12 protein-coding genes and 1 pseudogene are annotated in these 14,666 nt (G+C 48.1%); all 13 read left to right on the top strand.

Features of this window, described 5'->3' with window-relative positions; genetic code table 11:
* Window positions 1-22: 22 nt before the first annotated feature.
* The 13 genes and pseudogenes from DWW68_RS06200 to DWW68_RS06135 all read left to right on the top strand — a co-directional run bounded on the left by DWW68_RS06200 (window position 23) and on the right by DWW68_RS06135 (window position 14,666).
* The gene (locus DWW68_RS06200) at window positions 23-832 is read left to right on the top strand and encodes a hypothetical protein (protein WP_227135380.1); all 810 of its coding nucleotides are present in this window, start codon (window positions 23-25) and stop codon (window positions 830-832) included.
* Window positions 833-883: 51 nt separating this feature from the next.
* Window positions 884-1,354 carry a PcfB family protein gene (locus DWW68_RS06195; RefSeq protein ID WP_040446572.1) on the top strand — a complete coding sequence of 157 codons (471 nt, stop codon included), beginning with the start codon at window positions 884-886 and terminating at the stop codon, window positions 1,352-1,354.
* A complete protein-coding gene (locus tag DWW68_RS06190; protein WP_005361076.1) occupies window positions 1,351-3,195 on the top strand; it encodes a VirD4-like conjugal transfer protein, CD1115 family in 1,845 nt (614 codons plus the stop codon). Before DWW68_RS06195 ends, DWW68_RS06190 begins: the two co-directional genes overlap by 4 nt.
* Before the next feature lie 244 nt (window positions 3,196-3,439).
* The gene (locus DWW68_RS06185) at window positions 3,440-3,655 is read left to right on the top strand and encodes a Maff2 family mobile element protein (RefSeq protein ID WP_005361081.1); all 216 of its coding nucleotides are present in this window, start codon (window positions 3,440-3,442) and stop codon (window positions 3,653-3,655) included.
* A gap of 10 nt (window positions 3,656-3,665) precedes the next feature.
* Window positions 3,666-4,529: a VirB6/TrbL-like conjugal transfer protein, CD1112 family gene (locus DWW68_RS06180; protein WP_117442478.1), complete on the top strand. Its 864-nt coding sequence runs from the start codon at window positions 3,666-3,668 to the stop codon at window positions 4,527-4,529.
* Between the two features lie 38 nt (window positions 4,530-4,567).
* Entirely contained in the window at window positions 4,568-5,020 is a 453-nt protein-coding gene (locus DWW68_RS06175) for a SpoVG family protein (protein WP_117442477.1), read from the top strand.
* A complete protein-coding gene (locus DWW68_RS06170) occupies window positions 5,020-5,577 on the top strand; it encodes an MT-A70 family methyltransferase (protein WP_029731790.1) in 558 nt (185 codons plus the stop codon). The genes DWW68_RS06175 and DWW68_RS06170 overlap by 1 nt, the downstream gene beginning before the upstream one ends.
* Window positions 5,574-6,320: a hypothetical protein gene (locus DWW68_RS06165; RefSeq protein WP_243053100.1), complete on the top strand. Its 747-nt coding sequence runs from the start codon at window positions 5,574-5,576 to the stop codon at window positions 6,318-6,320. The genes DWW68_RS06170 and DWW68_RS06165 overlap by 4 nt, the downstream gene beginning before the upstream one ends.
* A gap of 36 nt (window positions 6,321-6,356) precedes the next feature.
* Window positions 6,357-6,764, top strand: coding sequence for a PrgI family protein (locus tag DWW68_RS06160; protein ID WP_118322758.1), 408 nt, complete (start codon window positions 6,357-6,359; stop codon window positions 6,762-6,764).
* Window positions 6,691-8,943, top strand: a complete 2,253-nt coding sequence (locus tag DWW68_RS06155; protein ID WP_118589738.1) for a VirB4-like conjugal transfer ATPase, CD1110 family — start codon at window positions 6,691-6,693, stop codon at window positions 8,941-8,943. Before DWW68_RS06160 ends, DWW68_RS06155 begins: the two co-directional genes overlap by 74 nt.
* A gap of 732 nt (window positions 8,944-9,675) precedes the next feature.
* Complete coding sequence (gene ltrA, locus DWW68_RS06150) at window positions 9,676-11,559, top strand: group II intron reverse transcriptase/maturase (RefSeq protein ID WP_062807161.1); 1,884 nt, start codon at window positions 9,676-9,678, stop codon at window positions 11,557-11,559.
* A 161-nt stretch (window positions 11,560-11,720) separates the two neighbouring features.
* Window positions 11,721-11,954 (top strand): annotated as a pseudogene (locus DWW68_RS13880) (conjugal transfer protein TraE); the annotation flags it as partial.
* A 33-nt stretch (window positions 11,955-11,987) separates the two neighbouring features.
* Window positions 11,988-14,666: a CD1108 family mobile element protein gene (locus DWW68_RS06135; RefSeq protein ID WP_118375179.1), complete on the top strand. Its 2,679-nt coding sequence runs from the start codon at window positions 11,988-11,990 to the stop codon at window positions 14,664-14,666.

The raw sequence follows: 14,666 nt of genomic DNA, 5'->3' as shown, positions 1-14,666 counted from the left end.
AAGAAAGGAGCCAATTATGTTAATGGCAGTAAATGAACCTTATGCCCTTATGGTGCAGCCGGACGATATTCTGATCTCTCCCCGTGAGGTAGATGAACATTTTGGGACGATGGTATGCTTTCATCCCCGCTATGCGCTGGGCGACCATCACAACCATATGGACAAAGATGACTTCCTGCGGGAAATGTATTTAGATACCGTAGGACATGATGAAGCCGGCATGAAACGCTATGAACGGATGGTAAACATTGTAAGCAGCCGTTTCCGGCATGGACCAAAGACAGAGGAACGGGCGATCGATGAAGCAATGCAGAAAGTAATTTCGGAAAAGTATCTGATGCTCCCCCTCTATCTCTACGACCACTCAGGTCTTGCCATGAGTACAGAAAGTTTCTCAGGCAGGGCTCCTCATGCAGAATGGGACAGCGGACAGGTCGGCTGGATCTATGTTTCCAAAGAAGATGCCCTAAAGGAATTTGACGCTGACAAGATGACCGGCGCCATCCGGCAGAAAGCGGACGCACTGATGCGCAGCGAAGTCGCCGCTTATGATTCCTATCTGCGTGGCGAATGTTATGGGTTTGAGCTTTATAAAAACGGGGAGCTGTCGGATAGCTGCTGGGGCTTTATGGGTAACTTTTCCGATGTGTTGAAAGATATGGCGGCATACCTCCCGGATGAGTGCAAAGGGATGGTCGATCATCTGGAGGAACAGGAACGCCCGGCTACGATCATCAAGACGCTTTTGAAACATGCTAAAATTCAGGTCGATCAGGCAGCAAAAGCCTTTGAACACGCTTCCCGACAGCAGGTTCTTGGGGAAAGCCGGTAAAAAGTTATTTCCATATTATAAATACCGATTTTATCAGAAAGGAGGATGCTCTTGCAGGAAGAACTCGAACAACGAACGGTTTCTGTTTCTATACAGGCAGCAAAACTGTCAGGGCGGGTACTGCGTGCGGCTATTGCTGCGGTACTCCAAAAGATGGAACAGGAACGCACAATGCCAAAAGTCGGGCGCAACAGCATGAAGCGGCTGACTTATAAAGACCCCGGAGCCAATACCATTGAAGTTTCAGGGCGAATCCGCTCTTTTGAACGGTATGCCAGAAAACATCAGGTACGCTACCATATAGAAAAGGAACTTGGGACCGATCCCCCAAAATGGACGGTATATTTCAAGGCAAACCAGGCGGATGCACTGACGGCAGCTTTTAAGGAATATACAAAGAAAGACCTTACACGCAGCACCAGACCGTCGCTGCTTATACAGCTTCATAAGTTCAAAGAACTGGCACAGTCGCTTGGCCGTGACCGTGTAAAGAACAAAGAACACGGAGGACCGGAACGATGAAGATTGATGCAGAAACATTGAAAAAACAGGTCATTCTCCATCTGCCTTATGTTCTGTTCCTTCTGGTATTTGCCAAGCTGGGCGAAGCGGTGCGGCTGGCTCCCGGAGCAGACGCTTCCCAAAAGCTGTTAGGACTGTCCGAAGGCTTTGCCCTTGCGTTTCAGAGTATGTGGCCGGGTGCGGCAATGGACTGGCTGATCGGTTTCTGCGGTGCAGCCATTATGCGGCTGGCAGTCTATCTTAGAGGGAAAGACGCTAAGAAATACCGCAAAAATGTGGAATATGGTTCTGCAAGATGGGGAAATAAAGCCGATATTGCCCCGTTTATGGACCCAAATCCGGAAAACAATATCATTCTTACCCAAAGTGAAGGACTGATGTTAAACGGAAGGCCCAAAAATCCGGCCAATGCAAGAAATAAAAATGTACTGGTAGTCGGAGGATCAGGTTCGGGAAAAACGCGCTTTTTCATCAAGCCCAATCTGATGCAAATGCACAGTTCCTACGTCGTCACCGATCCGAAAGGTACAGTCCTTGTGGAATGCGGAAAGATGTTGCAGCGAGGCACACCAAAGCTGGACAAGGACGGAAAGCCTGTGCGTAATGAAAAAGGAAAGATCATCTATGAGTCCTATAAAATACGGGTATTCAATACGATCAATTTCCAGAAAAGTATGCACTTTAACCCGTTCGCCTACATTCATTCCGAGAAAGATATTCTGAAGATCGTCACTACCCTAATCGCCAATACCAAAGGCGAAGGAAAAGCCGGAGACGATTTCTGGGTCAAGGCAGAAACCCTGCTCTATACGGCACTGATCGGATATATCTATTATGAGGCTCCGGCAAACGAACAGAATTTTGCCACACTGGTAGAAATGCTGAACGCAATGGAAGTCCGTGAGGATGATGAGTCGTTCAAAAATGCCGTTGACCTTCTCTTTGACGCGCTGGAACAGAAAGACCCGGATCATTTTGCCCTGCGTCAATATAAGAAATATAAGCTCGCTGCCGGAAAAACAGCCAAGTCGATCCTTATTTCCTGTGCTTCCAGACTGGCTCCTTTTGACATTAAAGAAGTCAGGGAAATTACCATGTATGACGAACTGGATCTGGATATGCTGGGAGATGAACGGACTGCTCTTTTCCTTATTATGAGTGATACGGACGGGACCTTTGCATTTTTGATCAGTCTGATCTATTCCATTTTGTTTAACCGCTTGTGTGAGCGGGCGGATGATGTATATGGTGGAAGGCTTCCCATCCATGTGCGCTGCCTGATCGACGAGGCGGCAAATATCGGGCAGATCCCGAACCTGGAGCGTCTTATGGCGACCATCCGAAGCCGTGAGATCTCTGCCTGCCTGGTGCTGCAGGCGCAAAGCCAGCTCAAAGCCCTGTATAAAGACAACATGGACACCATCATCGGTAACTGTGACGCCTCCCTTTTCTTAGGAGGCAAAGAAGAAACCACCTTAAAAAGCTGGAACTCCCTATTGGGGAAAGAGACCATCGACCTGTATAACACCAGTGTCACAAAGGGCAATCAGGAATCCCACGGACAAAATTTTCAAAAGCTGGGAAAGGATCTGATGTCGGTGGATGAACTGGCAGTCATGGACGGGGGTAAATGTCTGTTGCAGATCAGGGGTGTGCGGCCGTTCCTCTCCCGGAAATACGATATAACCAAACACCCAAATTACAAACTGCTTTCCGATTTTAATGAGAAGAACGCTTTTAATATCGAAAAGTTTCTTTCTACCCGGATGCCGATGCGTCCCGGTGAACGATACCGCAATTATGAAGTCACAGCCGAAGATCTGGCTTCCCAGACTTTATAAAGTTGTTCCTGCCTGTCAAAGCATGACGCCCTGGCAGGCTTTGTTTTTGTCACGATGAAAGGAGGATTTTTTGAGGATTCGTGATTCTCCCTGAAAAGTAAATAACCGCAGGATTTTTCCTGCCCCATGCCGCCGTGCTGTTTGAAACAGATTTTTTCTAAAAACAGTGCGGCGGCTTTTTTTGTTTCCGGCCTGATATGGCCATATCACAAATTAAAATTTCTGAAATTAAAGGAGGAACATTATGGCATTTTTTGCAAGCGCGATTGATACTTTGAAGATCCTTGTGATCGCCCTGGGCGCAGGTCTGGGCGCATGGGGTGTTGTAAACCTTCTCGAAGGTTACGGAAATGATAACCCAGGTGCAAAATCCCAGGGGATCAAGCAGCTTATGGCAGGCGGAGGTATCGCTCTGGTTGGTGCAACGCTGATCCCGCTGCTTTCCGGCCTGTTCGGTTAAGGGCTGACTTATGGGCAGTCTGTTTGAATGGATAACAGACTGGATTAAAGAGGGCCTGATCGATGCGATCACCGGACAGTACACCAGTATTTTCAACTCCGTCAACAATCAGGTTGCGGATGTGGCAAATCAGGTAGGACAGACCCCGCAGGGCTGGAATGGCGGCGTGTTTTCCATGATCCAGAATCTTTCAGAAACCGTCGTCATTCCCATTGCGGGCATGATCCTGACCTTTGTTCTGGTGTATGAACTGATCCAGATGATTCTCGAAAAGAACAACATGCACGAATTCGATACATTCAACATCTTCAAGTGGATTTTCAAGACTTTTGTTGCCACTTACCTGCTCACCAACTGTTTTACGATTGTGATGGCGGTCTTTGATGTGGCCCAAAATGTGGTGTCGCAAAGTGCCGGTGTCATAAACGGGAACCTGGATGTGCAGGCGGCGTTGTCTGATCTGAAAACCCAGCTTGAAGCAATGGGAATGTGGGAACTGATTGGACTGTGGCTGGAAACCAACATCATCAATCTGTGTATGTGGGTACTGTCCATCGTGATCTTTGTCATTGTATATGGCCGTATGATCGAGATTTATTTAACCGTGAGCCTTGCACCGATCCCGTTTTCCACAATGGCAAACCGGGAATGGGGACAAATGGGAACCGGGTATCTGCGTTCCCTTTTTGCCCTGGGTTTTCAGGGTTTTTTGATCCTGATCTGTGTTGCCATTTATGCAGTGCTGGTCCAGTCTATCCCATCGTCCGGCGACGTGCACGGCGCGATCTGGGGAACGGCGGGTTATACGGTACTGCTGGCTTTTGCCCTGTTTAAGACAGGTTCGTTATCCAAATCCATATTTAATGCAAGATAGCATGAACAAAACCAATTCTAAAAAGGAGGATTTTATATATGAGTAAAACCAATACAGAAAAAATGGCGCCGGAGACACAGACGCCGGAAATGGCAAACGGCATGAAGCTGGATGTCCGCGTGCGTCCGATCGCCCCAATGGGAAACCTGCTGGCGTTTGCCAATGTTACGATTGGCGGATGCTTTAAGATTGACGGCTTCCGTATCTGTTCCAGTGAAAAGGGGCTGTATGTCAATATGCCCGCAACCCAGGATAAGGGAGGCAACTGGAAAGATGTCTGCTGGCCGGTTACGGCAGAGTTCCGCAAGCAGCTCAACGATGCCTTAATCGATGGGTACGGGCAGGCTATTGAAAATTTGCAGGCAACTCTTGAAGCGACAAAGGGAGCAGCGGAAAAACCTTCCCTGACCGGTGCATTGAAAGAAAATGCCGGTAAGGTCAAAGAACAGCCGGCCAAACCGGCCACATCTAAGAATGAGCAGGCTCGCTAATGCCGGAAACGAAACAGTACGGCATTATCTATGCCGATCCGCCCTGGCGCTATGACAGGAAACATGGAAGCGGCGTTGCGGAAAACCATTACCCCACAATGAGCATTGAAGAAATCTGTGCCCTGCCGGTATCGGAACTTGCCGCAAAAGACAGCGCCCTCTTTCTGTGGGCAACCTTCCCGCAGCTCAATGAAGCCTTCCGGGTGATCGATGCCTGGGGATTCAAATATAAAACGCTGGCTTTTCTATGGCTCAAACAGAACCGGAAAGCGGATAGCTGGTTTTATGGCATGGGCTTTTGGACCCGCTCAAACGCGGAGGTCTGCCTGCTGGCAACCAGAGGCCGTCCGAAACGCCAATGTGCGGGAATCCATCAGTTTGTGATCTCCCATATTGAGCAGCACAGCAAGAAACCGGACGAGGTGCGGGATAAGATCGTAAAACTCATGGGCGATCAGCCCAGAGTGGAACTGTTTGCAAGACAAAAGACACCCGGCTGGGATGTATGGGGCAATGAAGTGAACTGTACGCTGACTATGCCGGAGCGAAAGGGGTGATTTTGATAGAACAAGATGCAAAGCGGCTGCTTATGGAACGGCTGGACGAGTGTTTGAAGGTTCATGCGGATATGCTGGATGCACAGAACATCGGCAGTATTTACGAGTTACAGGGACTTTCGGAACTCCACTATTATCTGAAGGTTGAGCATGTATTTACTCCGGCGGAAGTAGAGGCGCTTCTTTCTTTTCAGGACCCGTTGGATGTAGCCCGATGGTGTTGGGAAGAAAATAACCATGAACACAGTTTCCCGATCTGCGATCTTCTCAAAGAAATTGATGCAGCGCAAAAATTTGAACATTTCACAAGCGAACCTTCCGCACAGGACAAATATACGCTCCTGATGAAACGGCTGGGACAGAATTACTTTGCTTACAGGGAAAGCCTTATGTCAAGAGATAAGGAATCCTTAATTGAAAAAGCTGCTGAAATTACAGCCATGCAGGAGGCGTATTCCTATCTGACAACAAAGTTTGAGTTCGGGGATGAAATGCTGGATGATGTGCTGGCGCTTGAGAATCCTTTGAAATACTTTGCAGACCGTTGGCTTATGCCGGTTTCAGATGTGTTCGACGTGGATATGGATATTCGGGAAAATATTGCCGGAATCCGAGACAGCCAGGAATACCTGTGTCAGAGAGAGCCGGCTGTTTCTGTCCTGGCACGGCTGCAAAATGCGGCTCAGGAAGTGCGGGAATGTCCGGCTGTGGAGAAACCGGTACGCGATTTCGGTGCACGGTAATGGGCCGGAAATTATATTACGATGGGAGGTGTATAGATGCCTTATGTACCTGTACCAAAGGATTTAACCAAAGTTAAGACTAAGCTGGCCTTCAATCTGACGAAGCGCCAGCTTATTTGTTTCAGCCTTGCCGGGCTTGTCGGCCTTCCGGTGTATTTCTTTACCCGCGGGGCGATCGGCAATTCGGCGGCTGTACTTTTGATGATCGGGCTGATGATGCCCTTTTTCTTCTTCGCCATGTATGAGCGTGACGGGCAGCCGGCAGAAAAGATCTTGAAGAACCGGCTCCGTTATAAGCTCTGGCCGAAGGACCGTCCATACAAGACGGATAACCTGTATAAATCTATGTCAAAGAAGGAGGTTACAAAGATTGCCAAAAAACAAGCAGCAGGAAGCTCAGGAAAAGCGTCTGCAAAAAAACATCAGGCAGGCCAAAAAGACTAGAGCCGATGCAAAGCAGGGCAAAACTAAGTCTGCCCGTTCCAAGCCGTCTAAAAAAGGCGGTTTTTTTGCCGGGCTGAAAGCAGATGCCCCGCAGACGGTCCAGCAGAGCATTCCCTACCGTGAAATGTACCGGGATGGGATCTGCCGGCTGACCGATACCCTTTACACCAAAACGGTGCAATTTTTTGATATTAACTATCAGCTTGCACAGGCAGATGATAAAGCACAGATCTTCGAGGGTTACTGCGATTTCTTAAATTACTTCGACGCCTCGATCCATGTGCAGCTTACCTTTATCAACCAGCGGGCCAATATGCAGGATTTTACCAGAAGCATTGACATCCCTCCCCGCGGCGACGAGTATGACGGAATCCGCAAGGAATACGGGGATATGTTAAAAAACCAGTTGCAGAAAGGAAATAACGGTCTCACCAAACGCAAATACATTACCTTTGGGATCGAGGCAGATGACCTGCGTACTGCGAAAATGCGTCTGGAACGCATTGAAACGGATGTACTGGCAAATTTCAAAACCCTTGGAGTCCAGGCAAGATCCTTAAACGGACTGGAACGTCTGGAACTTCTTCACAGCCAGCTTCACCCGGACGGTCAGGAAAAATTTCATTTCCAGTGGTCGGATCTGCCTAAGACCGGTCTTTCTACCAAAGACTTCATTTCCCCATCCGGGCTGTCTTTTTCAAAGGATGGAAAGACATTCCGGGTAGGCGACCATTCCGGTGCTGTCTCCTTTTTGCAGATTTTGGCGCCGGAGCTTACCGACCGGCTTTTAGCGGATCTTCTTGACTTAAACGACGCCGTGACCGTCAACCTGCATATCCAGTCTATCGACCAGGCGCAGGCGATCCGAAACATCAAACGCAAAATGTCGGACCTGCAGAAAATGACCATTGAGGAACAAAAGAAAGCGGTCCGATCCGGGTATGATATGGACATCATTCCCACCGACCTTGCCACCTATGGAGAGGAAGCCAAAAATCTTTTGCAGGATTTACAGAGCCGCAATGAGCGCATGTTCCTTGTGACGGTACTGGTGGAAAATATCGCTGCCAAACGTCAGAAGCTGTTTAATGATATTTTTGCCGCTTCGGGTGTGGCACAGAAATACAACTGTGCCTTAAAACGGCTGGATTACCAACAGGAACAGGGGCTTATGTCCTCGCTTGCTCTTGGCACGAACCAGATTGAAATTGAGCGCGGGCTTACGACCAGCAGCACAGCGATCTTTGTACCGTTTACCACCTGTGAATTGTTCCAGGAGGGCGAGGCGTTGTATTACGGTCTGAACGCCCTTTCCAATAACCTGATCATGGCGAACAGAAAAACGCTGAAAAATCCCAATGGGCTGTTTCTCGGTACCCCAGGAAGCGGTAAATCTTTCTCTGCCAAGCGTGAGATCGTCAATGTGTTTCTTCTGACGGAGGACGACATCATTATCGCTGACCCGGAAAATGAGTATGGGCCGCTGGTACAGCAGTTCGGTTCCCAGGGGCAGGTCATTGATATTTCTCCTACTTCCACGAACTACATCAACCCGATGGACATCAATCTGGACTATTCCGATGATGAAAACCCAATTACTTTGAAAAGTGATTTTATCCTGTCGCTGTGCGACCTTATCATCGGCGGCAAAGAAGGGCTTTCCCCTATTGAAAGGACGATCATCGACCGTTGTACCAGACTGGTGTACCGGGAATACCTGCAGAACCCATGCCCGGAAAATATGCCGATCTTAGGCGATCTTTACGAGCTGCTTTTGAAACAGTCTGAACCGGAAGCACAGAATATCGCAACGGCACTGGAAATCTATGTCAATGGTTCCCTTAACGTGTTCAACCACCGTTCCAATATCCAGATGGATCAACACCGGGTACTGTGTTTCCAGCTTAAGTCACTGGGAAAAGCCTTAAAGGAAATCGGGCTTTTGATCATGCAGGATGCGGTGTGGAACCGTGTCACGGCCAATCGCTCCAAACATAAAACAACCTGGTTCTATATCGACGAATTCCATCTTCTTTTGAAAGGGCAGACAGGAAGTTTCAGCGTGGAGATCTGGAAACGCTTCCGTAAATGGGGCGGAATCCCATCAGGTTTAACGCAGAATGTCAAGGACCTTCTGGCTTCCCGTGAGATCGAAAATATTTTTGGTGCGACACGTTGACGCACAAACATCGCTCTATGAGGGTAAAACTTCATGGACTTATGGCCATGCGATGCTAAAATCGTCGGACTTACCTTCTTACGAGGTAAGTAACAACTGATAATTCGAAAGGTAGAATGATGGGGTAACGCCTTGAAATGCCTTCTCTGATACTTCGACCGGCTCCGACTGTAATGGTTGGGGTCTGGAGCTCGATAAAGTCGGCGGAAGTCTGCCGAAACAGTGTAGAAATACAGCTGTCGAAAGTGCGGTAGAGGTACTGTATGCAGATGACACGTCGGGAGTCTATAAAATATCTATGGTGAGAATGTCCACGACGGACTGACGAAAACCGCGAATGTACGGGTCTAGATGTTTACCATATAGAAATGTATGGACACTTAATTGTGGGTCAGTGCGGTGTAGTAAGAATCGAAAATATGAAACTCCGTATTGTGTTACAGGCACAATCAAGCTGACAGGACTATAGCGGACACCTAAGGATATATGCACAGATAGAATTATCGGAACGTGGAAAGGTACAGAGTTGCTCATAAGCAATCTGCGGACGAATCATATAAGCCGCCTAATCTGTGCTGAAAAGCGAAGCTCGAACCTACGACAGCCCTACGAAAAAGGCGGGCTCGAGGAATGGGCTTTAGTCGGTTAGAAACAATTGTTGTCATTCAATCTTATAAGGATTACGAGTATGACAAAAAGGGACACTTTCCCAAGAAAGGAGAGTGATGCCTTATGACCATGAAAAAGAAAAAGCAACTGCTCTGTGAGGATAATCTGCGTCACAATGAGTATTACGGAATGCAGAATACGATTGATAATCTATACCAGGCAAGTTTGAACGGAGAAGTTTTTACAGATTTAATGTCTGTCATTCTTCAACGGGAAAACATTCTTCTAGCGTACAGAAATATCAAGAAAAATACGGGAAGTAAAACAAGTGGCACAGACAATCTCACAATCGAGGACATTGGAAGATGTTCCCCCGATGAGGTTGTTGAAAAAGTTAGATTTATTATTAATGGAAGTGAACATGGGTATCGCCCAAAACCTGTAAGGCGTAAGGAGATACCAAAACCATACGACCCAAGTAAAATGAGACCCTTAGGGATTCCGTGTATATGGGATAGACTTGTTCAACAATGTATCAAACAGGTATTGGAACCTGTTTGTGAGGCTAAGTTCAGCAAAAACAGCTATGGATTCAGACCGAACCATTCGGTTGAGAACGCTATAGCAAGAAGTTATCAGCTACTTCAACATGCCAATCTTCACTATGTCATTGAATTCGATATAAAAGGGTTCTTTGATAACGTGAATCATGCCAAGCTGATACGACAGATATGGGCTATGGGTATTCATGACAAGCAACTGATATTTGTCATAAGACGAATTCTCAAAGCACCAATCAAACTGGAAGATGGGACTTTTATCACACCCGACAAAGGAACCCCACAGGGAGGTATTATATCGCCACTTCTGGCTAATATCGTGCTTAACGAATTAGACCACTGGGTAGAAAGTCAATGGCAATGGTGTCCGATTTGCAAACGGAATGCTAGACCTGAAAACGGCTTTCGACAGGCTAAGAAATCTAACCTGAAGGAAATGTTCATTGTTCGCTATGCAGATGATTTTCGAATCTTTTGTAGGACAAAGGACTCCGCTGAACGCACCAAATGTGCAGTCACTCTGTGGCTGAAAGAAAGGCTCAAACTGGAAATTTCTGAAAAGAAAACGAGGATTGTCAATGTAAGAAATCATTACTCTGATTTTCTCGGATTCAAAATGAAAGTTCACAGAAAAGGCAACAAACTCGTGGTTATATCTCATATCGCAGATAAAAATCTCGAGCACAAAAGGGAGAAGCTTAAAGAACAGGCAAAGAGAATCGTTCACCCTCGCAAAATATATGGCGAACAGGGGGAAATCAGACTCTATAACAGTATGGTTACTGGCATGCAGAATTATTACTGTATCGCCACACATGTTAATCATGATTGTGCTTCCCTAAACCGCACAGTCATGACCTTGCTGACAAACAGGCTTAGCACTCGCACAGGCAACCGTCTTGTGAAAACAGGGCGAGAGCTTACGGAGTTTGAAAAAGCCCGTTTTGGTAAATCCAAAATGATGCGATATGTCGCTGGTACGAATGAGCCCGTGTATCCAATAGGATACACACAGCACAAAAACCCGCTTTTCCGTAAGAAGAGCTGGAATTATTACACTCCCGAAGGACGAGAAGGTATTCACAACTGTCTGAGAATCAACATCCCTATGATGTTGGCTCTCATGCGTCAACCAGCCTATTCCAATAGTGCGGAATACGCAGACAATCGAATATCTCTCTTCTCAGCCCAATGGGGAAAATGTGCTATAACAGGTGTTGAATTCTCCTCTGTTGGGGAAATTCATTGCCATCATAAGTTACCCCGACATTTAGGCGGTACGGATGCCTATGAGAATCTTATTCTCATAAAGAATTCCGTACATAAACTCATTCATGCTTCAAAAGCGGAAACTATTTACAAATATATGGATTTACTACAGCTAGATATCAAACAGCTTATAAAGGTTAACCACCTTCGTGAGTTGGCTTCCATGCAACCTATTTAATCTTATTTCAACTACTACAGTTTTTATTCTATTCAAAGGTTGATTGTTTAGACAATGAAAAATACTAACCGATGGAACGCCGTGTGCGGTGAAAGTCGCATGCACGGTGTGGAGTGGGGGAAAAGCCCGAGATGATATCAGAGGCTTACCTATCACTATAGAACTCGGACTTTATCTATATGCTCAACCAGGCCCAGGGAGACCGTCAGATTTTGGCAAAGCAGTTGGGGATCTCCCCGCACCAGCTTTCGTATGTGACCCATTCCGGTCCCGGCGAGGGGCTTTTGTTCTTTGGAAATGTGATCATCCCCTTTGTGGACCACTTCCCGAAGGACACACTCTTGTACAGCGTGCTTACCACAAGACCGGATGAAGTGGCGGGGACCAAAGCATGAGGCAAAAATTAAAATGGATCGGAGGTGAGAACAATGGCACACGACAGGGAATTTCAAAGGAAGCGTAAAGATACCCGGATGCCGGTGCGTGATTCCCACGGGGAGGATCAGCCGGCAGCCAGGCAGACCGAACAGGATTTTGACCTGCGCAGGGCACGGGACACCCCTTCTTCTGTCAACGGCAAGACACACAGGCAGGACATCCCTGTACAGACGGAATTTTCCCATCTGTCACCGGAAACACCGGAGTCCTTGTTGGAACAGGGCGAAGCGTATGCAACCGCTTTGGATGGTTTTTCGGAACACTTTGAGACACCGGATGCTGCCAGGACAGCGCCCCCGATACAGGACAACGTGCGAAGCAATTTCCGGCAGGAGGCTTCCAGACGTTTTCTTGTAACAGAGAATGCGACAGACCATGATACCGGAAAATATGCTCCTTCTTCCGAAGGCTCAGCCACACCGGACAGCACAGACAGATCCAGTCAGGAACACCGTTACCGGACACATCAGCATGGGAACAAATATCAACAGCGTTTTCAGGAAGCGGCACAGGCGGAGGAACAGGCAGCGCAGAAGGAAAAGGGTGTGGATAGCGAACCGCCAAAAACATCCAAGCTGGAATTTACTGCGGATGAACTGCCGCCGCAGACAGAGGATAAAAAGCTCACCCATGCAAGGCGGAAGGCCGAACGTACTGCACAAAAAGCAGAGCAGGCACAAAATCGTCTGCCGGCCCGGAAGAAACTGCGCATGGAGACGGTTTCCGACCCGGAGACCGGAAAAGCCAAAAAACACTTAAAATTTGAAAAGGAGGTCAAATCACAAAAGGCCCATGTAAAAGGGCCTGTACCACTGCGTCCGGTCAAGGCGGGCGCCAATACTGCCATTGGTTACGCCCATAAAAAGATTTATGAGGCAGAGGATGAAAATGTGGGGATCAAGGCATCCCACCGCTCTGAACTTGTGGGCGAGGCAGGGCTTCGCACGGCATATCACCGGCATAAAACTGCCCCCTACCGAAAGGCAGCGAAATTACAGCAAAAATCAGCAAAGGCCAACGCAAGACTTGCTTACCGGCAGGCTCTTAGCGACCACCCGGAGCTGAAGAAACATGCGATTGCCCGGATATGGCAGAAACAAAAACTGAAAAGGCAGTATGCCAAGGCTGCCCGTGAAGCCGGGAAACAGGCAAAAAATGCCGCAGTCACAACAGAGAGGGTCAGCGTCGGTATTGTCCATGCGGTCAAACGGCACCCTGTAATCTGCCTTGTCCTCCTGCTTCTCCTTTTGGTAATTTTCCTGATCACATCCCTGTTTTCCACGTTCTCCAATATCGGGACCGGCGGTTTGGGAAGTCTGGCTGCTTCTACCTATCTTGCAGATGATCAGGACATCAACCAGGCGGAGCTTACCTATACCGAATGGGAAACGGATCTGCAAATGGAAATAGACCGGGTGGAATCAGACCGCCCCGGCTATGACGAATACCAGTATAACCTGGGCGCAATCGAGCATGACCCGTATGTGCTGATGGGGTATCTGACTTCTGCTTATCAGGGATTTACTTACGATGAAGTGGAAAGCGTGCTGCGGCAGCTTTTCCAGGAACAATATACCCTGTCCTTTTCAGAAGAAACCGAGATCCGTTACCGCACCGAAACTTCCGTTGATCCGGAAACCGGGGAAGAAACCCAGGAGGAAGTGCCTTATGAATGGCGCATCTTAAATGTCAAGCTCACAGTCACACCTCTAGAAAACCTGGTCGTTTCCCGGATGAACGCAGACCAGAAAGAGATCTGCGAGATCCTGCTGCAGACAAAAGGAAACCGCCAGTATGTCAAAAATGTCTTTGGCACCAACTGGCTCCCTTATGTGACCAGTTATTACGGCTACCGGGTACATCCCATCAGTGGGGAAAAGAACTATCACACCGGTGTGGACATCGGGATGCCGGAGGGCACAGAGATCCTTGCCGGGCATGACGGAACGGTCACCCTTGCGGGAAATGTCGGCGGTTATGGCTTGTGTGTCGCTATTGAAGGCGAGGCATACGAAGGACATACCCTGACGACCAAATACGGGCACTGTTCCCAGATCCTTGTTTCTGCCGGGCAGGAGGTCAAAGCCGGGGATGTGATTGCAAAGGTCGGGAATACCGGAAATTCTACCGGGGCCCACCTGCACTTAGAAGTCCTGGTTGACGGCCAGTATTTGAATCCCCTGTATTTTGCCGATACCGGCGATACCAGCGAACGGCACCTGCCGGAAGTTGGTTCAGGCGGCACAGGAAACTACTTCGATTATGACATTCCACCGGAAGCCCTTGCGGATGAACAGTTTGCCGCAATGATGGCCGAGGCGGAAAAATATCTTGGCTATCCGTATGTATGGGGAGGCGCAAGCCCTTCCACTTCCTTTGACTGTTCCGGCTATGTGTCCTGGGTGATCAACAACTGCGGCGTTGGCTGGAATTTCGGAAGGCTGACCGCGGATGGTCTTTTAGGTGTATGTACGCCGGTATCAAGTGCGGATGCAAAACCGGGCGACCTGATCTTCTTCCAGGGGACCTACAACACCAGCGGCGCAAGCCATGTAGGGATCTATGTGGGAAATGGAATGATGATCCACTGTGGAGACCCGATTTCTTATGCAAACATCAATACAAGCTACTGGCAGCAGCATTTTTATACATTTGGGCGTCTGCCTTAA

This window comes from Eubacterium sp. AF16-48, assembly GCF_003479405.1.
Taxonomy (GTDB): Bacteria; Bacillota; Clostridia; order Lachnospirales; family Lachnospiraceae; genus Eubacterium_G; species Eubacterium_G segne.
Note: the sequence above shows the minus strand (reverse complement) of the source record. Positions and strands in the feature narration are given on the sequence as shown.

What these genes read in the sequence shown, in the direction of transcription:
- DWW68_RS06200 (WP_227135380.1), top strand. Translation starts at nt 23, where the DNA reads ATGGCAGTAAATGAACCTTATGCCCTTATGGTGCAGCCGGACGATATT.
- DWW68_RS06190 (WP_005361076.1), top strand. Translation starts at nt 1,351, where the DNA reads ATGAAGATTGATGCAGAAACATTGAAAAAACAGGTCATTCTCCATCTG.
- DWW68_RS06185 (WP_005361081.1), top strand. Translation starts at nt 3,440, where the DNA reads ATGGCATTTTTTGCAAGCGCGATTGATACTTTGAAGATCCTTGTGATC.
- DWW68_RS06180 (WP_117442478.1), top strand. Translation starts at nt 3,666, where the DNA reads ATGGGCAGTCTGTTTGAATGGATAACAGACTGGATTAAAGAGGGCCTG.
- DWW68_RS06175 (WP_117442477.1), top strand. Translation starts at nt 4,568, where the DNA reads ATGAGTAAAACCAATACAGAAAAAATGGCGCCGGAGACACAGACGCCG.
- DWW68_RS06170 (WP_029731790.1), top strand. Translation starts at nt 5,020, where the DNA reads ATGCCGGAAACGAAACAGTACGGCATTATCTATGCCGATCCGCCCTGG.
- DWW68_RS06160 (WP_118322758.1), top strand. Translation starts at nt 6,357, where the DNA reads ATGCCTTATGTACCTGTACCAAAGGATTTAACCAAAGTTAAGACTAAG.
- ltrA (WP_062807161.1), top strand. Translation starts at nt 9,676, where the DNA reads ATGACCATGAAAAAGAAAAAGCAACTGCTCTGTGAGGATAATCTGCGT.
- DWW68_RS06135 (WP_118375179.1), top strand. Translation starts at nt 11,988, where the DNA reads ATGGCACACGACAGGGAATTTCAAAGGAAGCGTAAAGATACCCGGATG.